The 22576-nt window shown below is 66.6% G+C and carries 20 protein-coding genes; 14 read left to right on the forward strand and 6 right to left on the reverse strand.

Annotation, left to right across the window (positions count from 1 at the left end; genetic code table 11):
- Nucleotides 1-70 precede the first annotated feature (70 nt).
- The gene (locus AC1RQK_RS14965) at nucleotides 71-415 is read right to left on the reverse strand and encodes a NirD/YgiW/YdeI family stress tolerance protein (RefSeq protein WP_492371325.1); all 345 of its coding nucleotides are present in this window, start codon (nucleotides 413-415) and stop codon (nucleotides 71-73) included.
- A 211-nt stretch (nucleotides 416-626) separates the two neighbouring features.
- On the opposite strand from AC1RQK_RS14965, the gene AC1RQK_RS14970 reads away from it, so the two are divergent.
- The 7 genes from AC1RQK_RS14970 to AC1RQK_RS15000 all read left to right on the forward strand — a co-directional run bounded on the left by AC1RQK_RS14970 (nucleotide 627) and on the right by AC1RQK_RS15000 (nucleotide 9995).
- Entirely contained in the window at nucleotides 627-1772 is a 1146-nt protein-coding gene (locus tag AC1RQK_RS14970) for an exonuclease SbcCD subunit D (RefSeq protein ID WP_492371326.1), read from the forward strand.
- Nucleotides 1769-4846, forward strand: coding sequence for an AAA family ATPase (locus AC1RQK_RS14975; protein WP_492809603.1), 3078 nt, complete (start codon nucleotides 1769-1771; stop codon nucleotides 4844-4846). The genes AC1RQK_RS14970 and AC1RQK_RS14975 overlap by 4 nt, the downstream gene beginning before the upstream one ends.
- A 396-nt stretch (nucleotides 4847-5242) precedes the next feature.
- Nucleotides 5243-5926, forward strand: coding sequence for a 3-oxoacid CoA-transferase subunit A (locus tag AC1RQK_RS14980; RefSeq protein ID WP_043357062.1), 684 nt, complete (start codon nucleotides 5243-5245; stop codon nucleotides 5924-5926).
- Between the two features lie 20 nt (nucleotides 5927-5946).
- Nucleotides 5947-6594 (forward strand): 3-oxoacid CoA-transferase subunit B, encoded by a 648-nt coding sequence (locus AC1RQK_RS14985; RefSeq protein ID WP_492371328.1) that lies wholly within the window; start codon nucleotides 5947-5949, stop codon nucleotides 6592-6594.
- A gap of 98 nt (nucleotides 6595-6692) precedes the next feature.
- Nucleotides 6693-7895: a 3-oxoadipyl-CoA thiolase gene (gene pcaF, locus AC1RQK_RS14990; protein WP_174424128.1), complete on the forward strand. Its 1203-nt coding sequence runs from the start codon at nucleotides 6693-6695 to the stop codon at nucleotides 7893-7895.
- A 223-nt stretch (nucleotides 7896-8118) separates the two neighbouring features.
- Complete coding sequence (locus AC1RQK_RS14995; RefSeq protein WP_492809606.1) at nucleotides 8119-8850, forward strand: SDR family NAD(P)-dependent oxidoreductase; 732 nt, start codon at nucleotides 8119-8121, stop codon at nucleotides 8848-8850.
- Nucleotides 8851-8975: 125 nt separating this feature from the next.
- Complete coding sequence (locus tag AC1RQK_RS15000) at nucleotides 8976-9995, forward strand: Bug family tripartite tricarboxylate transporter substrate binding protein (protein WP_150993157.1); 1020 nt, start codon at nucleotides 8976-8978, stop codon at nucleotides 9993-9995.
- A 233-nt stretch (nucleotides 9996-10228) separates the two neighbouring features.
- Here AC1RQK_RS15000 and AC1RQK_RS15005 read toward each other — a convergent pair whose 3' ends face one another.
- The gene (locus AC1RQK_RS15005; protein ID WP_416051513.1) at nucleotides 10229-10450 is read right to left on the reverse strand and encodes a hypothetical protein; all 222 of its coding nucleotides are present in this window, start codon (nucleotides 10448-10450) and stop codon (nucleotides 10229-10231) included.
- A 311-nt stretch (nucleotides 10451-10761) separates the two neighbouring features.
- On the opposite strand from AC1RQK_RS15005, the gene AC1RQK_RS15010 reads away from it, so the two are divergent.
- Nucleotides 10762-11307, forward strand: a complete 546-nt coding sequence (locus AC1RQK_RS15010; RefSeq protein ID WP_150993161.1) for a PadR family transcriptional regulator — start codon at nucleotides 10762-10764, stop codon at nucleotides 11305-11307.
- Between the two features lie 115 nt (nucleotides 11308-11422).
- On the opposite strand, the gene AC1RQK_RS15015 is transcribed toward AC1RQK_RS15010, so the two are convergent.
- Both AC1RQK_RS15015 and AC1RQK_RS15020 read right to left on the reverse strand, forming a co-directional pair.
- A complete protein-coding gene (locus AC1RQK_RS15015; RefSeq protein WP_174424123.1) occupies nucleotides 11423-12424 on the reverse strand; it encodes an NAD(P)H-dependent flavin oxidoreductase in 1002 nt (333 codons plus the stop codon).
- 67 nt (nucleotides 12425-12491) lie between these two features.
- A complete protein-coding gene (locus AC1RQK_RS15020; protein ID WP_220810808.1) occupies nucleotides 12492-12872 on the reverse strand; it encodes a nuclear transport factor 2 family protein in 381 nt (126 codons plus the stop codon).
- 385 nt (nucleotides 12873-13257) lie between these two features.
- Between AC1RQK_RS15020 and AC1RQK_RS15025 the strand changes: the two genes are divergently transcribed.
- Nucleotides 13258-14283 carry a tyrosine-type recombinase/integrase gene (locus AC1RQK_RS15025; RefSeq protein WP_492371422.1) on the forward strand — a complete coding sequence of 342 codons (1026 nt, stop codon included), beginning with the start codon at nucleotides 13258-13260 and terminating at the stop codon, nucleotides 14281-14283.
- 185 nt (nucleotides 14284-14468) lie between these two features.
- Nucleotides 14469-15488, forward strand: coding sequence for a UDP-glucose 4-epimerase GalE (gene galE / locus AC1RQK_RS15030; protein WP_492371329.1), 1020 nt, complete (start codon nucleotides 14469-14471; stop codon nucleotides 15486-15488).
- A gap of 196 nt (nucleotides 15489-15684) precedes the next feature.
- Here the strand turns inward: galE and AC1RQK_RS15035 are convergent, their stop codons facing one another.
- Complete coding sequence (locus AC1RQK_RS15035; protein WP_043357044.1) at nucleotides 15685-15990, reverse strand: H-NS histone family protein; 306 nt, start codon at nucleotides 15988-15990, stop codon at nucleotides 15685-15687.
- A gap of 346 nt (nucleotides 15991-16336) precedes the next feature.
- Here AC1RQK_RS15035 and AC1RQK_RS15040 point away from each other — a divergent pair, with 346 nt between their 5' ends.
- The 3 genes from AC1RQK_RS15040 (at nucleotide 16337) to AC1RQK_RS15050 (ending at nucleotide 20972) form a co-directional block, all read left to right on the forward strand.
- Nucleotides 16337-16942: a flavin reductase family protein gene (locus AC1RQK_RS15040; RefSeq protein ID WP_492809783.1), complete on the forward strand. Its 606-nt coding sequence runs from the start codon at nucleotides 16337-16339 to the stop codon at nucleotides 16940-16942.
- A 184-nt stretch (nucleotides 16943-17126) separates the two neighbouring features.
- The gene (locus AC1RQK_RS15045) at nucleotides 17127-18878 is read left to right on the forward strand and encodes a methyl-accepting chemotaxis protein (RefSeq protein ID WP_492809610.1); all 1752 of its coding nucleotides are present in this window, start codon (nucleotides 17127-17129) and stop codon (nucleotides 18876-18878) included.
- A 132-nt stretch (nucleotides 18879-19010) separates the two neighbouring features.
- Nucleotides 19011-20972, forward strand: a complete 1962-nt coding sequence (locus AC1RQK_RS15050; protein WP_492809612.1) for a putative bifunctional diguanylate cyclase/phosphodiesterase — start codon at nucleotides 19011-19013, stop codon at nucleotides 20970-20972.
- A gap of 71 nt (nucleotides 20973-21043) precedes the next feature.
- Here the strand turns inward: AC1RQK_RS15050 and AC1RQK_RS15055 are convergent, their stop codons facing one another.
- A complete protein-coding gene (locus AC1RQK_RS15055; RefSeq protein WP_492371332.1) occupies nucleotides 21044-21796 on the reverse strand; it encodes a hypothetical protein in 753 nt (250 codons plus the stop codon).
- 344 nt (nucleotides 21797-22140) lie between these two features.
- Here AC1RQK_RS15055 and AC1RQK_RS15060 point away from each other — a divergent pair, with 344 nt between their 5' ends.
- Nucleotides 22141-22524: a response regulator gene (locus AC1RQK_RS15060; protein ID WP_492371333.1), complete on the forward strand. Its 384-nt coding sequence runs from the start codon at nucleotides 22141-22143 to the stop codon at nucleotides 22522-22524.
- The last annotated feature ends 52 nt before the right edge of the window (nucleotides 22525-22576 follow it).

Raw genomic sequence — 22576 nt, forward strand, 5'->3', positions numbered from 1 at the left:
GTCTTCCAGACGTCAGTGCGGCGATGCCCGGGTGCTTACGGCCCGGCCATCGCCGTTTTTGCGCTATGCATTAAAGAATGCGGATCTGCTTGACCTTGAACTTGGAGTCGCCGAAGAGCGCCTTGTCGTATTCGCCCAGCAGTTCCACTTTGGTCGATGCGTCCACCGGCTTTCCGGCAGGCCACAGCTTCTTGTCGATCTTGATCCGGATCTGGCCGGTGCCGTCGTCGAACTGGTAAAGCTCGTGGCCCACGCTGCTGATGATTTGCCCGCGCAGCACGGCGTGCTGGTCATCCTTGCCTTGCTCCGTCAACGCCTTGACGGTGGTCGTTGGAACCGTGGTTGGGCCCACGTACTGCGCTTGTGCCAATGCGGCCGTAGCCGTCAGTGCTGCCGCGATCAGGATGCGTTTCATGGTTTCTCTCTCAGGTCTGGTTGAAACATAGCGGCTGGGGGGCGGCAACCTGGCCAGCCCATTGTGCCGGAGGCGGTGCTTTTGCACTGGCTCGGCGCCTATTGTGGAGCGTGCCGGCTGAACCGAAGCTGAATGGCGGCTGGGCAACGTTATGATGGCGCTTGCCGCCGCGGTCCGCTCCGGCCCGTCCACATACTGCTAGGGATTCACATTGCGTTTTCTTCACACTGCCGACTGGCATCTCGGGCGCGTATTCCATGCGCGCAGCCTGCTTGAAGACCAGGCCTGGGTGCTTGACCAATTCGTTGCGCTGGTGCGCGAGCGCCGGCCCGATGCGGTGCTGATCGCCGGCGACGTGTATGACCGCGCGGTGCCGCCGCCCGAGGCCGTGGCGTTGCTGGACGACGTGCTGGCCCGCATCGTGGTGGATGCCGGCATTCCGGTGGTGATGATCGCGGGCAATCACGACAGCGCCCAGCGGCTTGGTTTCGGCGCGCGGCTGCTGACGGCGCAGGGTTTGCACGTGGCCGGCATCACCGAGCGCGATGCCACTTGCGTGACCTTGTCCGATGCCCATGGCGAAGTACGGATCTACGCCTTGCCCTATGCCGAGCCCGCAACCGTGCGCGATGCCTTCGACATGGAACTGCCCGGGCACGAGGCCGCGTTGGCGGCGCGCCTGGACGCGATCCGCGCCAGCCATCCGGCGCAGGCGCGTTCGGTGGTGGTGGCCCACGCTTTCGTGATCGGTGGCGAGGCCAGCGAATCCGAGCGGCCGCTGTCGGTTGGCGGCAGCGGCGCCGTTGCCGCCAGCGTGTTCGACGGCTTCGACCTGGTCGCGCTTGGCCACCTGCATCGCCCGCAGACCTTCAGCCAGCGCATCCACTACGCCGGCTCCTTGCTGAAGTACTCGCTGTCCGAAGTCACGCATGCCAAGTCGGTTTCACTGATCGAGCTGGCGGCCGATGGCGCGGTCAGCATCGAGCCGATCGCGCTGTCGCCACGGCGCGACCTTCGCATCATCGAAGGGCAACTGGCCGATCTGCTGGCGCAAGGCGCGGCAGACCCGCGGCGCGATGACTACATCCACGCGGTGTTGACCGACAACGGCGCCTTGCTCGATCCGATGGCGCGCTTGCGCCAGGCCTATCCCAATGCGCTCGCCATCGAGCGCGCGGTGCTGGCGCGCACGGGCGAGGCCGGCGCGGCGGGCCAGCGCCTGCGCCAGCTCGATACCGGCGAACTGTTCGCCAACTTCTTCAAGGAGGTGGCGGACGAAGAGCTGGACGACGATAAGCGCCGCGTGCTCGACCAGGTGCTCGAGGGCATTGCCCGCGCAGACCGGGAGTCCGCATGAGACCGCTGCGCCTGAAGCTGCAAGCCTTCGGCCCATTTGCCGCCAGCGAGGAAATCGACTTCACCCGGCTCGGGGAGCGGGCATTCTTCCTGATCCACGGCCCCACCGGCGCGGGCAAGACCACCTTGCTCGACGCGATCTGCTTTGCGCTCTACGGCGACACCTCTGGCGGCGAGCGCAGCGCGCAGGACATGCGCAGCGCCAACGCCGATCCGGCCTTGCGCACGGAGGTGACGTTCGAGTTCAGCTTGGGTGGCCAGCGCTACATGGCCACGCGTTCGCCCGCGCAGGAGCGGCCCAAGCTGCGCGGCGAGGGCACCGTCAAGGAAACGCCCAAGGCCCAGCTTGATGTCATGGGCGACGCGGGCTGGACCAGCAAGGCGAGCCAGCCCAACAAGGTCGATGACTTCGTGCGCAACCTGCTGGGCTTTGACAGCAGCCAGTTCCGCCAGGTGATCGTGCTGCCGCAGGGGCGCTTTCGCGAATTGCTCACGGCGGATTCCAAGAGCCGCCAGGCCATCCTCGAGCGGCTGTTCCGCACCGAGCTGTACCGGCGCGTGGAGGAACTGCTCAAGGGGCAGGCGGCCGGCATTCGCCAGGAAGCCGAGCGCCTGCGCATCGAGCAGACGGCGTTGCTGCAGCAGTATCAATTGGAATCCGTGGACGCGCTGCGGGAGCAGGCTGCAGGGTTGCAGGCCCAGCTGGCCGAACTGCGGCAGCGCGAGGTGGCCGCGCGCACCGCGCTGGAGGTGGCCACATTGGCAACCAGGCAGGGCGAGCAGACGGATGCCCGCCTGCGGGAGCAGCGCGATACCGAGGCGGCCCATGCTGCGCTGATGGCGCAGCGGCCCGAGATGGAGGCGCAGCGCCAGCGCCTGCAGTCCGCACGCCGTGCCATGCAGGTGCAGCCGTTCGAGCAGCATCTGGGGCAGGCCGTGCAGGAACACCAGCAGGCGCAGCAAGCGCTGGCCGCCGCAAGCGCGCGGTCAGCCGATTGCGCCGCTGTCTCGGCCACTGCCGCTGCGGGGCTTGAGGCCGAAGTGGCCCGTGCCGGCGAGCGCCAGACGGCGCAAAAACAAGTGACGGAGCTGGAGGCCATGTTGCCGCAGGCGCAGCGGCTCGGCGTGCTGCAGCAAGAGTTGCAGGCCGCCGCCCGCCAGCAGGCGCAAGCGGGTGCGGCCCATGCCGGGGCGCTGCAGGCGCAGCAGCAAGTCACCGCCACGTTGCGCCAGGCCGAGGCCGGCCTGGCCCAGGCGCAGGAAGGCGCGCGCGGGCTGGAGACGATCCAGCTCAAGCTGGCCGGCCTGGCGCAGCAGGCAACCACGCTCGACAAATACGCCGCCACGCTGGTGCAGTGCGAGCAAGCGCACCGCCAGGCCGATGCCGACCAGCTCGCTGCGCAGCAAGCCGCCAAGCAGCAGGCGGCAAGCCTGCTGCGCCTGCGCGAGACGGAGCAGGCCTGGCGGGCCGGGCAAGCCGCGCGGCTGGCTGCCGGCTTGCAGGATGGCCAGGCGTGCGCTGTCTGCGGGAGCACCGCGCACCCGCAACTGGCGCAGCACGTCGATGCACTGGTCTCCGACGAGGCACTGGACCTGGCCCGCGAGGCCGCACGGCTTGCCGACCAGGCGGCGCAGGGCGCGGCCAGCCGTGCGCAGGGCGCGTTGCTGGCAGCCACGCACCGGCAGGAACAACTGGATGAACTGCGCGAAGCGGCGGGAACGGTGGGCATGCCCGACGGCGCCGCGCAAGACCCGGCGGCGGCCAGGCAGCAGCTTGCCGGCGCCGTCCAGGCGCTGCACCAGCAGCAACAGGCGGCAGAGGCGGCCGCCGGCCGCTGCCAGCCGCTGGCCGCGGAAGTTGAGCGGCAGCAAGCCGCTCTCACGGCAGCCGAGGCGGCCATTCGCGCCGCCGACGCCGCTGTGCAGGATGCAGGCCAGCGTCACGCCAAGCTCCAGGGCGAGTGGCAGGCCGCCAGCACGCAGGTGCCGCCGGACCGGCGCGAGCCGGAGCGGCTGACAGCGGCGCTAGCACAGGCACGCCGGGACCTTGCCGCGCGCGAAGCCGCACTGGCCGCCGCGCAGGCCGCCGACAAGCAGGCCGGCGTGGGGCTGGCGGCAGCGCTGGCCGCGCAAGCCGCCGCGCAAGCGAGCCTCGCTACCCACGCAAAGCGGGAGACGCAGGCGGGCGCCGCATTCGCGAGCGCGCTGGAGCAAGCCGGCTTTGTCACTCGCCAGGCCTATGCCGAGGCGCGGATGCCGGGTGCGCAGATGGAGCAGGCCGAAGCCCAGGTCAATCGCTTCGACCTCGACCTGGCCGCTGCCGGCGATCGCCGCGAGCGCGCCGCCATTGCCGCGCGCGACCTTGCCCCGCCGGATCTTGCCGCCCTGCGCCAGGCCCAGGCGGACGCCGCCGGCGCGCTCGAGGCGCTGGTCTGGCAGCAGGCCGACCTGCACCGCAGCCGCGAGAACCTACTGCAATGCCAGCAGCGGCTGGATGCCCTGGCCAGCAAGGGCGCGGACATCGAGCGCAGCTACGCGGTGCTCGGCCGCCTGGCCGAAGTGGCCAACGGCAACAATCCGCGCCGCATGACATTCCAGCGCTTCGTGCTGGCCACCTTGCTCGACGAGGTGCTGGAAGCGGCCTCGCTGCGGCTGATGCGCATGAGCCGCAACCGGTATGAGCTGCAGCGCGTGCGCCAGCAGGGCGACCAGCGCACCGCCGGCGGCCTCGACCTGGAGGTGTTCGACCACGACACTGGCATGGCGCGCCCGGCCAATACCTTGTCCGGAGGCGAGGGCTTTCTGGCCTCGCTCTCGCTCGCGCTGGGGCTGGCCGATGTGGTGCAGTCGCGCGCGGGCGGGATCCAGCTCGATACCTTGTTTGTCGACGAGGGCTTCGGCACGCTCGATCCCGAGAGCCTGGACTTTGCCATCCGCACCCTGATCGACCTGCAGCATGCCGGACGGCTGGTGGGCATCATTTCCCACGTGGCCGAGCTGCGCGAGCGCATCGATGTGCGGCTGGAGATCCGGGCCGGGGCCGGCGGCAGCCGAGCGGAGCTGCAATTGCCGTAGCGGCCCGGGCGCCACCTCAGCGGGGCCTGAAGAGCGTAAGCTGTCCGATGTTCCGGGCCGCCGTGGCCCCGTTGGCAAGCTAGCTTTCAACTGCCCTACGGTCGTGGCCGGCTAACGCACAAGCGATTTGCCGGCGCCTTGACCACCCGCGGACAGGGGGTGTAACCTGTTCATTCTGCGAATTGAAGTTCGCAATTAGAACAAACCACAATAATAAGAAAAACCAAAGTCTGTTGGATTCGTTTCCGGCGGTGCGCCTTTTGCAAGCGGAGGGCGCCCAAGCCGGATGGCTCTTCCGGCAGGACTGTCCGGAGACAGCGTTTGCGCGCCGCCTGGTTTCCCTCCTTGGCGGCCGGTTCCGGATAGTTCGTCCGGACTCTCGGAACTGGAACGCAAGTGATCAACAAGCTATTCGACTCGGTGGAATCGGCCATGGCCGATATCCAGGACGGCGCCACCATCCTGATCGGCGGCTTCGGCATGGCAGGCATGCCGGCGGAGCTCATCGATGCCCTCATCGCGCAGGGCGCCCGCGACCTCACCATCGTCAACAACAACGCCGGCAATGGCGACACCGGGCTGGCCGCGCTGCTCAAGACAGAGCGCGTGCGCAAGATCATTTGCTCTTTCCCGCGCCAGGCCGACTCCTACGTCTTCGATTCGCTCTACCACGCTGGCAAGATTGAGCTGGAACTGGTGCCGCAGGGCAACCTGGCCGAGCGCATCCGCGCCGCCGGCGCCGGCATCGGCGGCTTCTTCACCCGCACCGCCTATGGCACGCCGCTGGCCGAGGGCAAGGAAACCCGCATTATCGACGGCCAGGGCTACGTCTACGAGACGCCCATCCATGCCGACTTCGCCCTGATCAAGGCGCTGCGCGCCGACCGCTGGGGCAACCTGACCTACCGCAAGACCGCGCGCAACTTTGGCCCCATCATGGCGATGGCCGCCAAATGCCCCATTGTGCAGGTCAGCGAGATCGTCGAACTCGGCGAGCTGGACCCGGAACACATCGTGACCCCGGGGTTGTTCGTCAAGCGCGTCGTCAAGGTCGACGGCGCCAGCCAAGCCGCTGCCTGAGCGCCAAGGAGATTCAGAATATGCAACGCCTGACCCGCGATCAGATGGCCGCCCGCGTGGCCAAAGACATTCCCGACGGTGCCGTGGTCAATCTCGGCATCGGCCTGCCCACCCTGGTTGGCAATCACCTGCCAGCCGACCGTGAAATCCTGCTGCACAGCGAGAACGGCCTGCTCGGCATGGGCAAGGCACCCCCCGCCGGCGAAGAAGACGGCGACCTGATCAACGCCGGCAAGCAGCCGGTCACGATCAAGCCGGGCGGCTCGTATTTCCACCATGCCGATTCCTTCGCCATGATGCGCGGCGGCCACCTCGACTTTTGCGTGCTGGGGGCTTTCCAGGTCTCGGTGAAGGGCGACCTGGCCAACTGGCATACCGGCGCGCCGGGCGCGATCCCCGCCGTGGGCGGCGCGATGGACCTGGCGATCGGCGCCAAGGAGGTGTTCGTGATGATGGAACACCAGACCAAGCAGGGCGAGAGCAAGATCGTGGCGGAATGCACGTATCCGCTGACCGGCATGACCTGCGTCACGCGCATCTATACCGATCTGGCGACCATCGACGTCACGTCCGACGGGCTGGTGGCGCGCGACCTGGTTGAAGGCCTGTCCTTCGACGAACTGCAACGCCTGACCGGCGTGCCGCTCAAGCAGGGCGCTTCTGCCTGAGTGCCTGAGTGTTGGCCTGACCGGCGGGGCGAGCCCCGGCGAGCACGCTTGCAAGCCTCCCGTTTTCACGATCACGAACAAGCAAGAGAGAGACAACCATGACCGAAGCCTTCATCTGCGACGCCATCCGTACCCCCATCGGCCGCTACGGCGGCAGCCTGTCCGGCGTTCGCCCGGACGACCTGGGCGCGGTGCCGCTCAAGGCCCTGATGGCACGCAACCCGAACCTGGACTGGTCCGCCATTGACGACGTGATCTACGGCAATGCCAACCAGGCCGGCGAAGACAACCGCAACGTAGCGCGCATGTCGCTGCTGCTGGCCGGCCTGCCGCAAAGCGTGCCGGGCGCCACCATCAACCGCCTGTGCGGCTCTGGCATGGACGCTACCGGCACCGCCGCGCGCGCGATCAAGTCCGGCGAAGCCGGCCTGATGCTCGCTGGTGGCGTGGAAAGCATGAGCCGCGCCCCGTTCGTGATGGGCAAGGCCACCAGCGCCTTCTCGCGCGATGCGCAGATTTTCGACACCACCATCGGCTGGCGCTTCATCAACCCGGCGATGCGCGCGGCTTACGGCGTGGACTCGATGCCCGAGACCGCCGAGAACGTTGCCACCGACTACAAGATCAGCCGCGAAGACCAGGACTTGATGGCCCTGCGCAGCCAGGAAAAGGCATCGCGCGCGCAAGCCGACGGCACGCTGGCGCAGGAAATCACCGCGGTGACGATCGCCCAGAAGAAGGGCGACCCGCTGGTGGTGGACCGCGACGAACACCCGCGTGCCACCAGCATGGAAGCGCTGGGCAAGCTGCGCGGCGTGGTTCGCGCCGATGGCACCGTGACCGCCGGCAATGCCTCGGGCGTGAATGACGGCGCCTGCGCCATCCTGCTCGCCAGCGAAGCCGCGGCCCGCCAGCACGGCCTGACGCCCAAGGCTCGCATCGTCGGCATGGCAACCGCCGGCGTGGCGCCGCGCGTGATGGGCATTGGCCCGGCACCGGCTTCGCAAAAGCTGCTCAAGCAACTCGGCATGACCATCGACCAGATGGACGTGATCGAGCTGAACGAAGCGTTCGCCGCGCAAGGCCTGGCCGTGCTGCGCGAACTCGGCGTGGCCGACGACGACGCACGCGTCAACCCGAATGGCGGCGCGATCGCGCTGGGCCACCCGCTCGGCATGAGCGGCGCCCGCCTGGTCACCACCGCCATGTACCAGCTGCACCGCACCGGCGGCCGCTACGCGCTGTGCACGATGTGCATCGGCGTGGGCCAGGGCATCGCCATGGTGATCGAGCGGGTCTGATCGTCAGCTGCCTGACCGTTTGACGCCTGGGCGCCCGCGGGTTTCGGCTCGCGGGCGCCGTGCGCTAAAGAATGCCGCGCGGCTGCCGTTAGTACCCGGTGGAAGTGCAGGCTGATGAAGTTTCCCAACGCAAAGAAGCAGCGCGACAGGGCCGACTGGCTCGCCGGCTCTCGTCGCATCCTCTTCAGCATGACCCGGTGCCCCTTGCCGGTCGGAGTATGTGATGTCCCTTCCCGTTGCCACGCTCGTTACCGGCGCCAGTTCCGGTATCGGCCGCGCCATCAGCGAAATGCTGCTGGCCGATGGCGTGACCCAGGTGGTCAATGTCGACTATGTCGCCCCCGCCTGGTCCCATCCCAACATGACGTTTGTCCAGGCCGACCTGACCAATGCCGACGCGACCCGCGCCGCGGCCGAGCAGGTGACCTCGCGCTTTGCCGTGACCCGGCTGGTCAATAATGCCGGCGCCACCCGCCCCGGCACGGCCGACACGGCGCGCGTCGAAGACCTGGACTATGTGGTTGGCCTGCATCTGCAAGCCACCCTGCTGCTGACCCAGGCCTGCCTGCCCGCCATGCGCGCGGCAGGCTTTGGCCGAATCGTGAACATGGCTTCGCGCGCGGCGCTGGGCAAGCCGGAACGCGTGGTGTATTCCGCCACCAAGGCCGGCCTGATCGGCATGACCCGCACGCTCGCGATGGAACTCGGCGGCGACGGCATCACGGTCAATGCCGTGGCGCCTGGCCCGATTGCGACCGACCTGTTCCGCAAGAGCAACCCCGAAGGCAGCGAGCAGACCAAGCGGATCCTCGCCAGCATCGCGGTCAAGCGCATGGGCACCCCGGATGACGTGGCTCGCGCCTCGATGTTCTTCCTGTCGCCGGAGAACGGCTTCGTGACCGGCCAGGTGCTTTATGTGTGCGGTGGCACCACCCTCGGCGTCGCACCCGTGTAGTCCCGCGGCGTGACCGGTGCAAAACGCGCACCCGTCATCACGCCGCAGCATTTAGTCCGTAGAAAACTAAAAAAGATGACCCGCGCCACAAGCGCGGGCTTACAGCGATTTATCCTGGAGCAAACATGAAATCCCATTCCCAAGCTCGCACCCCGCACAACAGCGCGCGCCGTCGCCTGCTGGCTGCCGGTGTGGCATTGGCCGCCACCTTCGGCGGCATGACCAGCGCAGCCTACGCGCAAGGCAACTATCCGACCAAGCCGATCACCATGATCGTGCCGTTCTCGGCCGGCGGCACCACCGACATCCTGGCGCGCATCGTCGGCCTGCAACTGGGCAAGGCGCTCGGCCAGCCGGTGGTGATCGACAACCGTCCGGGCGCGGGCGGCAACATCGGCGCATCGATCGCGGCCAAGGCTCCGGGCGATGGCTACACCCTGTTCATGGGCACCATCGGTACCCATGCCATCAACCAGTCGCTTTACTCCAAGCTGCCGTTCGATCCGGTCAAGGATTTCGCGCCGATCTCGCGCGTGGCGATGGTGCCGAACATTGTGGTGGTGAACCCCAAGGTGCCGGTCAACAACGTCAAGGAACTGATCGCCTACGTCAAGGCCAACCCGGACAAGCTGTCGTACGGTTCGTCGGGCAGCGGCTCGTCGATGCACCTGTCGGGCGAGTTGTTCAACTCGATGACCGGCCTGCATATCCAGCACATCCCGTACAAGGGCAGCGCCCCGGCGGTCAACGACCTGCTGGGTAACCAGATCGGCCTGATGTTCGACAACATGCCGTCGTCGTACCCGCACGTGAAGGCCGGCAAGCTGCGCGCTATCGCCGTGACCTCGGCCAAGCGCTCGCCGGCACTGCCGAACGTGCCGACCGTGGCCGAATCCGGCGTGCCGGGCTATGAAGCGACTTCCTGGTTCGCGTTGTACGCCACCGGCGGCACGCCGCAGCCGATCGTCGATCGCTTGAATGCGGAAGTGGTGAAGATCCTGGCCATGCCGGAAGTGAAGAAGCAGATGGCCGACCAGGGCGCGGAGCCGCATCCCGAGAAGCCGGCCGAACTGGCCGCTTTCATGAAGACCGAGACCGCCAAGTGGGCCAAGGTGGTGAAGGCTTCGGGCGCCACGGTGGACTGATCGATCCCCGCACGGTTGCCCCGGCCCGGACTTCTGGCCCGGGCCGATGACAGTAAAAAGGCCGGCCCTTCGGGGTCGGCCTTTTTACGTGCGCTTGATGTGTGGACGCGCTCAGGGCAGAAAAAAGCCCGCGGTAGGTTGCGGGCCCAATCCTGGCCCACACACAGGGCAGGAGGAGACAGGGGGGAAACATTGGCAGGAGACGGTGCACGGCGCACGCGGCGCATCAGCCGTCAGGCCAGGCTGTACTTGACAACCTGTTCTTCCACGCCCACAAAACGCACCAGCTGACGCAAGCCGCTGGCGTACTCCTTGATATGGTGCCCGTCCGGCGTATCCGGCAGGCGGTAGTACACGGGCATCGTTGTAGCCGACGCGGGCTGGCTGGCGGCTTGGGGCCCATCGGCCTCCCACGGGACATCCCGGTCTTCGGCGAAATCTGTTCGTCCTGGCATGGACCACTCCTGGTGAATGACTGGCATGGCTGTGCCGTGGCCGAGAACCGGCAACAGGCATGCGGAATGACTATGTCTGCAAATGTATTGCACCCTGCCGAAAAATGCTATTTAGCATTTTTTAGATCTGCATCAGCGTTGTCGTTGCCTTGTCATTTTTCGTGTGTCCAACAGCCGGAAATTGGCGGTATCCGTGGGCAGCAGCCCTGGCGGGGCCGGGCTTTGCGCTACCATAGGCGCTCGCCACCCAAAGCCATGGCGGCAGCCATATGCCGCCACCGGGCGACCGGCCTCCACGTCACGCTTCCCGCATGTCCGTTCAGCACGCACTCCTGACCTCCCTTCTGGAAAAACCGTCTTCCGGCTACGAGCTGGCTCGCCGCTTCGACCGCTCCATCGGCTATTTCTGGCATGCGACGCATCAGCAGATCTATCGGGAGCTGGGCCGCATGGCCGAGCACGGCTGGATTGCCGCGGATGAGGGGGAGGGCGACGCCAGGAATCGCAAGAAGGTCTACTTCGTGCTGCCGCCAGGGCGCGACGAACTGGCGCGCTGGGTGCTGGCGCCTACCGCCGGCCTGGACGTGCGAGATGAAATCCTGGTGAAGCTGCGCGCCGATGCTGTCGTGGGCCCGCTCGGGCTGAGGCCGGAGATGGCGCGGCTGATCGGCCTGCACCGCGAGCGGCTCGAGACCTATCGCCAGATCGAGCGGCGCGATTTCTCCGCCGCGCAGCCCACGCGCGCGCAACAGGTGCAGCACGCCCTGCTCAAGCGCGGCATCCGGTATGAAGAGGATTGGGTGTCGTGGGCCGAGGAATTGTTGCCGCTGCTGGATAAGCAGGACGACGCGGCCTGAAGTCGCGCCGGGCGATCGCGCCCGGCGGATGGGAAATGCGTGGAAACGGGCGGCAATAGGGGGATCGGACAGGTGGCCAGGCGCTGCGGCGCGCTGGCCACCGTCAATAACGCGCTCAGGCCAGGTCGGCCGCCGTCGCGCCGTTGGCGTAAGCCGCTGCCGGGGCCAGCCCGAGGCGGCGGCGCGCCAGCGCGTATTCCTCCGCAAAGCGGCGCACCAGTTCGGCGGCCGGCACCACGCGCTTGATGGCGCCCACGCCCTGGCCAGCGCCCCAGATGTCTTTCCAGGCCTTGGCGCTGCCCGAACCGAAGTTCATCTTGGACGGATCCGATTGCGGCAGCGCTTCCGGATCGAGCCCGGCATTGACGATGCTCTGGCGCAGGTAGTTGCCGTGCACGCCGGTAAAGAGGTTCGAGTAGACGATGTCCGACGCCGTGCTGTCGACGATCATCTGCTTGTAGCCGGCCTGCGCGTTGGCCTCTTCGGTGGCGATAAAGGCCGAGCCCACATAGGCCAGGTCGGCGCCTGCGGCCAGCGCCGCGAGGATGCCGTCGCCGCTGGCGATGGCGCCCGACAGCAGCAGCGGGCCGTCGAACCACTCCCGGATTTCATGCAGCAGCGCAAACGGCGACAGCACGCCGGCGTGGCCCCCTGCGCCCGAGGCGACCGCGATCAGGCCGTCGGCGCCCTTCTCGATGGCCTTGCGTGCGAAGGTGTTGTTGATGATGTCGTGCAGCACGATGCCGCCATAGGAGTGCACGGCATCGTTGACTTCCTTGCGCGCGCCCAGCGAGGTGATGACGATGGGCACCTTGTAGCGCACGCACAGTTCCAGGTCGTGATCGAGCCGGTCATTGGACTTGTGCACGATCTGGTTGACCGCGAACGGTGCCGACGGGCGGTCCGGATGCTTGGCGTCGTGCTCGGCCAGCTCGGTGGTGATGCGGTCCAGCCAGTCGTTGAGCACCGGGCCAGGGCGCGCATTGAGCGCCGGGAAGGAGCCGACCACGCCGGCCTTGCACTGGGCGATCACCAGGTCGGGGTTGGAGATGATGAACAGCGGCGAGCAAACCACCGGCAGCGAAAGACGGTTCTGGAGAATGGCGGGAAGTGACATGGCGTTTCTGCGAGAGTGAATACAGTGGAACGGATAGGGGTACGGGATACGGGAAACGGCGATGCGCTCAGGCGCTGGCGCCCTGCAACACGGATTTCTGGCTGGCGAGGCGGGCGCCCATGGCGGCGGCGAGCGCGTCCAGGCCGCTCTTCGGGCGGACCATGACTTCGAAGTCGTCGATCTTGCCGGCGTCGTTAAAACGAATCATGTCGATGGCCTTGACGGATTTGCCATCGACCGTCGCGCTGAACTCCAGCACCACGCTGCGCCCGTCGTCGCTGACAAACGTGCGGTGGTAGCGGAAGTCCTGGAACACCTGGTTGACGGATTCCAGCACCATGCGCAGGGCAACGCGGCCCGGGTACGGCGTGTGGGCGACGGGCGAGTGAAAAACCACTTCGTCCGCCACGATGCTGTCCAGGTCGGACATGGAATGGGTGGCGATCATGCGGTGCCAGATGGCTAGCGAGGCCTGCGCCGCCGCTGACAAGGTTGCTTGGGTCACGGTGTCTCCTCCGGTTGGGCCGAGGGCGTGGGAGTCGCCCGTTGCGGCACGCTGCGCAACGCTTGCCCGTGGCCCCTCAGGGGCTACGGCAGCGGCGGCTTACACATCGCTATGCAACTGGTTGCATAGCGATGTGTGAAAGGTAGCAGCAGACGACGGCAAATGCAATGGCCTGACGTTGCGAGGGCAGGAACCGGTGCGTTCCGGATTGCCGGATGAGGCCCGCCCGTGCTTGGGCAGCGGTCAAACGAACTCTGTCTTTTGTGGCGACTTGTCTACAATAGCGGCATTGCCGAAAACCAATGCAGGAGCGCGAGTGAGTACTGACATGAGCGCCAACGGGCCCTCCCCCGACCTGTTCGATGCGGACCTGGAGGCCTGGCGGAAGCAGCCCGAGCGAGCCTTCGATGGCTGGCTGGCCAGCCACGGTTTTCGCCATGGCACGGCTGTGGTGTACCGCGCGATGTGGGGCAAGCTCTTGCGCTGGTCGGGCGAGCGCGGCTTGGCGCCGCTGTCCTGGTCGGCGGAGCAGATCGGGGCCTTCCTCGATGAGCAGGATCTGCACAAGCATCACCGTTACCGCTACACGCGGCTGATCGAGCGTGTCTTCCACCATCTATCGCTATTGCAGGACGGCTTGCACAACCCGGCCAGCCAGGCGGTGCGCGCTCACCTCGCCGAAGGCGAGAACGATCCGACCGCCTTCTTGCTGCCCGCCGAGCGCGATGCCCTGATTGCCCGCGTGCTGGCACCGGCGGCCCTGGCGGCCGGGCAGGACGGCGCCGCGCTGTCGGCCACCCAATGGAAGCGCGCCCGCGACACCGCACTGGTGGCCGTGTTGCTGGGCGCCGGCCTGAAAGTGGGCGAAGCGCGCGGCCTGGGCATCGACAGCATCGCCGAGGACGCCGCCAGGCTGCGCCTGGTGCGCGCCGACAACGGCCGCGCGTACGAGGCGCCGGTCTTTGCCTTCGCGCGGGCGGCGCTGCTGGCCTGGATGGAAATCCGCTCCCGTACCGGCACGCTGGGCAACCTGGTGTTTCCGGCCATGCCAAGCGGGCGGCACTTGCACGCGGCCTCGCTATACCGCCGTGTGGAGATCCTGCTCGACGAGGCTGGCGTGCTGGCGGGGCGCAGCGAGCGCGCGTCGCCGCAGACGCTGCGCAATACCTGCGGCGCACTGCATTTCGAGGCCGGAGCCGGCCCGGCCGAGGTGGCGCAGTGTCTCGGCATGCGCGACCTGGAGTCCGGCTGGCGCTTGCGTGCCGCTTTTGAGGCCTGGCAGGCACGTGCAGGGCTGAAACCGGTGCGCCGTGCCGGTGACACAGGCGCGACAGATGTGGCCTGCTATGCTTAGCCGCCCTCTTTCAACCTCTTTCAATCTGTTTCGATCCGATGCGGGCAACCCTGGCGGGGCGTGCCTGCCGCCCGCCAGGACAGCGCCGCGATATTGCAGCCTGAAGCATGGATTTCGCTTGTTGCATCGTGCGCCCTGTCCTGGCGCCTGTTACGTCTCTTTTCACAACTATTTGATGAATCGCTATGTCTGAAACCTTGCTGCTCACGGGAGCCACCGGTTATATCGCCTCGCACACCTGGGTCGCCTTGCTCGAGGCCGGCTATCACGTGATCGGCCTGGATAATCTCTGCAACAGCAATCGCGTCGTGGTCGAGCGTCTTGCGCAGATTACCGGCCAGCGCCCGCATTTTGTCGAAGGCGACGTGCGGGACCGCGCTTTGCTGGACCGTTTGTTCGCCGAACACCGGATCTCGGGCGCGATTCATTTCGCGGCACTCAAGGCGGTGGGGGAATCGGTCAGCAAACCGCTGGATTATTACGACAATAATCTCAATGGCCTGCTCACCCTCTGCTCGGCCATGAACACGGCTGGCGTGAAGCAACTGGTGTTCAGCTCTTCCGCCACCGTTTATGGCAATCCGCATGCGGTGCCGATCCTGGAGGACTTTCCGCTGTCGGCGACCAATCCGTATGGCCAGACCAAGCTGATGAGCGAGCAGATCCTGCGTGACCTGGAACTGTCGGATCCCGCCTGGCGTATCGCCTACCTGCGCTATTTCAATCCGGTGGGCGCGCACGAAAGCGGGCTGATCGGGGAGGACCCGGGTGGTGTGCCGAACAACCTGATGCCTTATGTGGCGCAAGTCGCCGGCGGGCGCCGCGAGAAGCTGCAGGTGCACGGTGGCGACTATCCCACGGTCGACGGCACCGGTGTACGCGATTACATCCACGTCTGCGATCTGGCAGCCGGCCACCTTGCGGCCCTGGTCTACCTGCGTGACCAGCAGCAGTGCCTGACGGTCAATCTCGGCACGGGCCGGGGCTACAGCGTGCTGGAAGTGGTCGCGGCCTACCAGCGCGCCAGCGGGCGCCCGGTGCCCTACGTGATCGGGGACCGCCGCCCTGGCGATATCGCTTCGTGCTACGCCGACCCCGCGTTGGCGCAACAGCTGATCGGCTGGCGCGCGCAGCACGACATCGATCGCATGTGCGAGGATTCCTGGCGCTGGCAGTCGATGAACCCGCTGGGGTTTGCCGGCTAAGCTGCCTGGCGCGGACGCGCGGGCACGTAGGCAAGCGGGGCGCGCATCCGTTATCTGCGTGCCCGGTTTCTCCGGCGTGTCGAGGCGAGGACAGGGCAGCAGGAAATAAAGACGGCCGGGCAAATGCCCGGCCGTCTTCAGGAGTCCTGCGGGCTCGCGGCGCAGTCGGCCGCCATGCCCGGCGTTGCGCCCGACTTTAGCGAATCAGGAAGTCCTCGATGGTCTTGCCCGCGGCCAGGGCCTGGGTCAGCCAGCCCGGACGCTTGCCGCGGCCAGTCCAGGTATTGCCTGCGCTGTCGCGATAGCGAACCGGTACCTTGCGGGTTGCCTTCTTGCCGGCGGCGGGCTTGGTGCCGAAGCCAAGGTCGTCCGCGGTCAGTCCATATTGGTCGATTTTCTGGCGAATATCGGCGATGACGGAAGCCTGCTCGCGGGCCTTGATTTCCTCGGCCTGCTTTTGAAGTTCGCTGATTTTCTGAACAATTTCCTGATAAGTCGCCATTACGAGCCTCGATTTACTGGGTGAGCATGATGAACCGGATGAATTATAACGGCCGCAAGCGATCCTGCAAACGCTTTTAACCCCGATGGGGAGAATTCTGATAAATCATCTGCTCCATCTAATTAATGAACTTCCGCGCAGGTCGCCGGTCATCGATGGGGCCGGATTTTCCGGCGTGGTGCCCACTTTGGCGGCTCGCCGAAATCCATGCGTGGCGCAGATTCGGTTTTTTACACTCGCGCTGCGCAATAACCCTTCCCCTCGTAATGGCGAGGGTCATAAAGTGCTTTTGCTGCAACAATGCCGATCCGATTTCAGTTTGAGCGAACCTTCATCCGTATCCGACATGCTTGACGACTCGATTAACGTCGGCGCCGCTTCCCGGCGCGTCCCCGTAGGGCTGGCAAAAGCCTATCGCCTGCTGAATCACGGCCCGGTGACGCTGGTCACCAGCGCCCATGCTGGCCGGCGCAACGTGATGGCGGCATCCTGGGCCATGCCGCTGGATTTCCAGCCACCGAAAGTGGCGGTGGTGATCGACGCCAGCACGCTCACGCGCGAGCTGGTGGATGCCTGCGGTGAATTCGCGCTGAACATACCCGCGCGTGGGCAGGCTGCCGCCACGCTGGCAGTGGGCTCGCGTTCCGGCCGCGAGCAGGACAAATTCGCCGCTGCGGGACTGTCCACGTTCGCGGCGGCGGAAATTGCCGCGCCGTTGGTGGCCGGCTGCCTCGCCTGGCTGGAGTGCCGCGTCATTCCCGAGCCAGCCGTGGCTGGCCGCTACGACTTGTTCATCGCGGAAGTGGTGGCCGCGTGGGCAGACTCCGCTGCATTTTCAGAGGGTAGATGGCATTTTCCGGACGCTGAGTGCCGCTCAATGCACTATCTGGCTGGTGGCGCTTTTTTTGCCACGGGAGAGGGTTTTCAGGTAGTGCCAGGAGAGCGCGAATGAGCAGGGCGAGGGCGCTGCGCCGCGGCCGTCCCGCCATGAGCGGTCTGGCGTGGCGGGCACGGCACCCGGCTCAAGGAATCGCGGGGCACCGCCGTTATCTGCCCTGAGCGGGTCGCTGGGGTGTCGATCCGCCGGGCCGGGGCCGGTGGAGGCCTTGCGCATTCCTTACCGTATCGGGTGCTTCATGTCTTTCCATAACAATATCCAGATCAAAACTCTGCTGCGCGGCGCAATGGCAATGTTGTCGCTTCTTCTGATGCTGGTTGGCGGCGTTGGCCTGTATGGCATGTCGCACAGCAACGAGGCGCTTCAGGAAACCTATGGCAACCAGCTAGCCTCCTCGCAAGCGCTGGGCGAGGCCATGCTTGGCATGACGCGCATGCGCCTGGCCCTCGATCGCGGCGTCATGCCGGGAGAGGGAGATGATGCCAAGGCGGTGGTGGACCGTTCGATGGTATTCGTCGACAGTGCCGAGGCGGCCTGGAAGCGATACTCTGCGCTACCGCAGGACGCTGAAGAAAAGGCACTGGCCACCGAGTTTGGCCGCAAGCGCCAGGAATTCATGGAAAAGGGCATCCTGCCCCTGCAAAAAGCCTTGAAGGAGAACAACGCGGACGCGGCACTCAAGGTTGCCAAGAAAGACTTGCCCGATCTGCAGCGCAGCATGGCAACGGCCTACGAGGCACTGCAGGCATTCCAGTACCGTACCGGCGAGTCCAATTTCAATGACGCGCAAGCTGGCTTCCGGCATGTGCGCGTGCTCTGCTTCCTGCTGATCGCCTTTGGCCTGGTGGTGGCCGCGCTGTGCACGACCACCCTGCAGCGGGCCATCGTCCGGCCGGTGGAGGAGGCCTTGGCGGTCTTCGAGCGTATCGCAGCGGGTGACCTGACCTCGCGTATCACCAATGTGTCGCGCAATGAGGTGGGCCGCATGATGCAGGCACTGGTCGCCATGCAGGAAAGCCTGTCGAACATCGTCTCGCAGGTGCGCGGCGGCACCGACTCGATCGCCTCGGCCACGCAGCAGATCGCCACCGGCAATCTCGATTTGTCGCAGCGTACCGAAGAGCAGGCCTCGTCGCTGGAGGAGACCGCCGCCAGCATGGAAGAGCTGACTTCGGCCGTGCGCCAGAATTCGGACAACGCGCGCCAGGCCGGCGTGCTGGCCACCGATGCCTCGCAGATCGCGCTCAAGGGTGGCGACGTGGTGGGCCGCGTGGTTGATACGATGAACGAGATCAATGGCTCGTCACGCAAGGTGGTCGAGATCATTGCCGTGATCGAAGGCATTGCCTTCCAGACCAACATCCTGGCGCTGAATGCCGCGGTGGAAGCCGCGCGTGCCGGCGAGCAAGGCCGCGGCTTCGCGGTGGTGGCAGGCGAGGTGCGCACCCTGGCGCAGCGCTCGGCCGCCGCCGCCAAGGAGATCGAGGCGCTGATCAGCGAATCCGGCCAGCGCGTGGAAAGTGGCACCAAGCTGGTCGCCGAAGCCGGCCAGACCATGGGCGAGATTGTCAACGCGGTCAAGCGCGTCACCGACATCATGAACGAGATCAGCGCGGCCACGCAGGAACAGACCAGCGGCATCGAGCAGGTCAACCAGGCGGTCACGCAGATGGATCAGGTCACCCAGCAGAATGCCGCGCTGGTGGAAGAGGCCGCGGCGGCAGCCGGCGCCCTGGAAGAGCAGGCGCAGAAGCTCAATGGCGTGGTGTCGGTGTTCCGTCTTTCCGGCAGCCACGTGATGGCAGCGCAGCCGCCGGCAACGCGCGCGCCCGTGGCCGCCAAGGCCGCGGCGAGCAGTTCACCCGGGCGCCAGCCGGCCATGCCGGCGCGTCCGCGCACGCCGGTCCAGCGCCAGGCACGCGCGGCACGTCCGGCCGCCCCGGCGATGGCTACGGCCAACGCTGGCGGCGACGACTGGAGCGCGTTCTGAGCCATGGTTGAACGTTTGCCGCCGTTTTCATCACCGGGGAAGCGCGTGTGATGCGATGATGCGGGTTTTGCGCCCGCATCGCCTGGATCGTCGCGCCATCGCCCCCAATTTTTGCGCAGCTTCCTTATTGACATGAGTGCTAGCCTTCTGCTGCTCGCTGCCCTATCCGGCCTCGCGGTCGGGTTGGGGATACGTGCAGCCAAGCCGGACCGGGAGCTGCCTAGCGGGCCGGCCCGGTCGCTGCAATGGGCGGTCTTGCTGCTCTCCCCTGCTTCCGTAGGCCTGCCGTTATGGGTCGCGCTGGGTTCCGGCAGCCTGCGCGTCACGCACGACGTGTCGCAGGCCGCGGTGGCACTCGTCGCGACGGCCGCACTCACGCTTGCCTTTCCCTGGCTGCGCCGCAACGTGCCACTGCGTGGTGCTGCGCTGGCGATGACACTGGCCGGCGCCGGCGTGGTGGTGGCTGCCGGCATGCGCCTGAGCACCCTGTGCGGCGAGGCCCCGCACCCGTCCGCCCTGTGCCTGGATCCCGGCAGGTTCATGCCGCCGGCCTGGATGGCGGCGGGCGCGCTGCTTTTGCTGCCGCTGGGATTCTTCGCCCTGCGCCGCGCCAACTTGCCCGGATGGCGGCTGGCCAGCAGCGGCAGTTTCGCAAGCCCGCAGAGCCATGCGCTGGACGAGATGTTCGAGGACCATCCGGCCGGTACCGGTGGCATCGCCGGCAGCGGTGGGCCGACGGTGCCGATGCGGCGCCGTGGCCGTATCCCGGGCCGCCTGACCGTGCGAGCGACCGCGCGCGGGCATGGCACGGTCGGGGAGTACAGCGTCAGCACGGACCTTCCGGACCGCACCGGCTTTGCGCGCTGGCTCGACCAGTCGATCGCCCAGGCGCGCCTGGCCGAGACCAGCTGCGCCGTGCTGCTGGTGCATATCGCTGATTTTCGCGAGGTCGATGAGGTTTTCGAGGTGCGCGCCGACGATATCCTGGCACAGGATGCCGGGGCGCTGGCCCAGGCAGCGCTGGAGCCGCACGACTTCCTGGCGCGCCTGGCGCGGGACGAATTCGCGGTCGGCGTGCCGGAGATGGTGCACCAGAGCCGCGCCAATGAGCTGGGCGCGCGCCTGCTGGGCTCGCTCGCGGAGTTCGTGGCCGCGCGTGGCCTGCAGATGCAGATCGGCGTGAACATCGGCATTGCCATCTACCCGCGCGATGCGCAAACCTCCGAGGCCCTGATGCAGGCGGCACGCGTGAGCCTGAGCGAGGCGCGCGAGAGCGGCTCGAACCAGGTGCGCGTATTCAACTCGGCAGCCGGTGAACGCGCCCGGCGCATGCGGGTGATCCGCCGCGACCTGTGGCTGGCCATCCAGGACGATGGCCTGGCCTTGCAGTACCAACCGAAGTTCGACGTGCGCCAGCGTACCGTGATCGGCGCCGAGGCCCTATGCCGCTGGCGCCATCCGACCCTGGGGCAGGTCAATCCCGCCGAGTTCATCACGGTGGCGGAGCAGTCCGGCCAGATCGACAAGCTCGACGACTGGGTGATCGCCACGGTCTGCCGGCAGATCCGACAGTGGCAGGACGACGGCATCCCTGTGGTGCCGGTGGCCATCAACGTCTCCGGCTTGCGCTTTGCCAGCCGCGACTTCCCGCAGTACCTGCTCGAGCAGATCCACCAGCATGACATCCCGCCATCGGCTGTCACGCTCGAGATCACCGAGACCGCGGCGATGAAGGACATCGCCCAATCGCTGGAGACGCTGCTGGAGCTGCAGGCGCTGGGCATCCACGTGGCGCTGGACGACTTTGGCAGTGGCTATTCAAGCCTCGGTTATCTCAAGCGCTTGCGGGTCGGGACGCTGAAGATCGATCGGACCTTGATTGGCGGGCTGGATGTCGATGCGCAGGGCAGGGCCATTGTCGGGTCGATGGTGGCGCTGGCGCACGAGCTGAAGATGCGGGTGGTGGCCGAAGGCGTGGAGTCGCATTCGCAACTGGATATCCTGGCGGGGATGGGGTGTGACGAGGCGCAGGGGTACTTGCTGTCGCATCCCTTGGACCCGGTCACGTTTGCCAATTTGTTATCGGGAGCGTGAGGAGAATCGGCCGATTTGGGCGATTCGGGCGATTCGGGCGATTCGGGCGAATGACGCCTCGCCGTCAAACCTCACTTTCTGGGCGTGAACGGCTCCGGTAACGCGCCTCCAGGCGGAAACAACGCCAAAAGCCGGGTAAACCGCCCGCTCTCAGGCACCAGCAAGGCAAACCGGGTCTCGCAATGATGCCCTGTAACGGCCCCAAGCCGGCGCAACTGCTGGCTGCAACTAACCAGCGACGGCAGCCCGCGCGGCAGGTAGATGCTCGCCAGCAGCGCCTCCGGCTCGATCCGCGTGCGGCCATGAAAGCGCGCCAGCTGCATCAGCAGCTCATCCGACATGCCGGCCTCGCTGCTGGTGTCCAGGTGCAAGGGCAGGCCAATGGCGTCGCGATTGGCCACGGTCTGCACGTCCCGCCAGTTCAGAGGCATGGGCCCGTCGCTGAGCACCGGCGCGAACAGCACTGAAGCCAGCAGCTGCAGGGTATGCGGCAGCGCCTCGGCGGTGGTCGGCACGATGGGCCCGCAGCCGCTGGCGGCATGTGGCAGGCCGTCGACCAGCAATGTGAGCACAAGGCGATCGGGATGGCGCAGGGAGCGCAGGCGTTGGGCGGTGGTAGCGTTGATCTGCCGCTCCACGATCACAAGCTGCGCATCGGCCGGCTGGCGCGGGCGCCGCGATACCCAGTGCAGGCATCCACCAAAATCCGGCAGCGACGCCAGCAATGCGTCCGGGGCGCCCTGGACGAAGACGGTGAGCTTGTCGGGTTGGCGCGGGTCAGGGGTATCCCGTTTGCTCCACTGCGGGCCTGGCAAGTTCGACATGATCACGTTCCGATGGTATTGCAGTGCCTCAGTCGCGGGTAGCGCAGGCGTGCCATGGCCCGCCGGTGCGCGGGCCATTTTACGGCGAGGCCGTAGTATGCCCACCCGCCGCCGCCAGATGCACCCCATGCTCGTGGGGTAACAAATGCCACAAATCCCGCCGATCGACGCAACCGTGCTACGGATTCGGCCGCCGCTGCCGATATGCCCCAAAGGGGCGTTGTTTGCACCGGCCACGCCAGTCGCGCATCGCCGCACACCGCAGCCCCGTCCGCAGGAACATCGGTCCACCGTGCCAGAACCCCGGCTTGTGGACTCACCATCGTGCTGTCAACGGAGCCGCTATGTCTTTGCCTCATATTCTAGTCGTCGATGATTCTCCCTCCTTGCGCCGCATGATCGGCGCCTGCCTGCGCGCGGGGGGCTACGCCGTGTCCGAAGCCGCCGACGGCGACGAGGCGCTGGCGCTGGCCCTCGACGCTGACTTCGGCATGCTGGTGACCGACCAGGTGATGCCGGGAACGGACGGCCTGACCCTGATCCGCACGCTGCGTGCGAAACCTGCCTATGCCGCCATCCCGATGCTGATGCTGAGCACCGAGGCCGACAGCCAGGTGCGCGAGCAGGCTCGCGTGGCCGGCGCGTCCGGCTTCCTGGCCAAGCCGTTCGATCCGGATCAGTTGATGGAAGCCGTGAATGCGCTGCTAGACCCCTCCAAGGTAGGGTAAATGCCTTGGCATTGTTGCCCTTCAGTCACGTCCAGGACTGCCGTTAAGAGGT

This window comes from Cupriavidus sp. GW822-FHT02D05 (assembly GCF_058802485.1).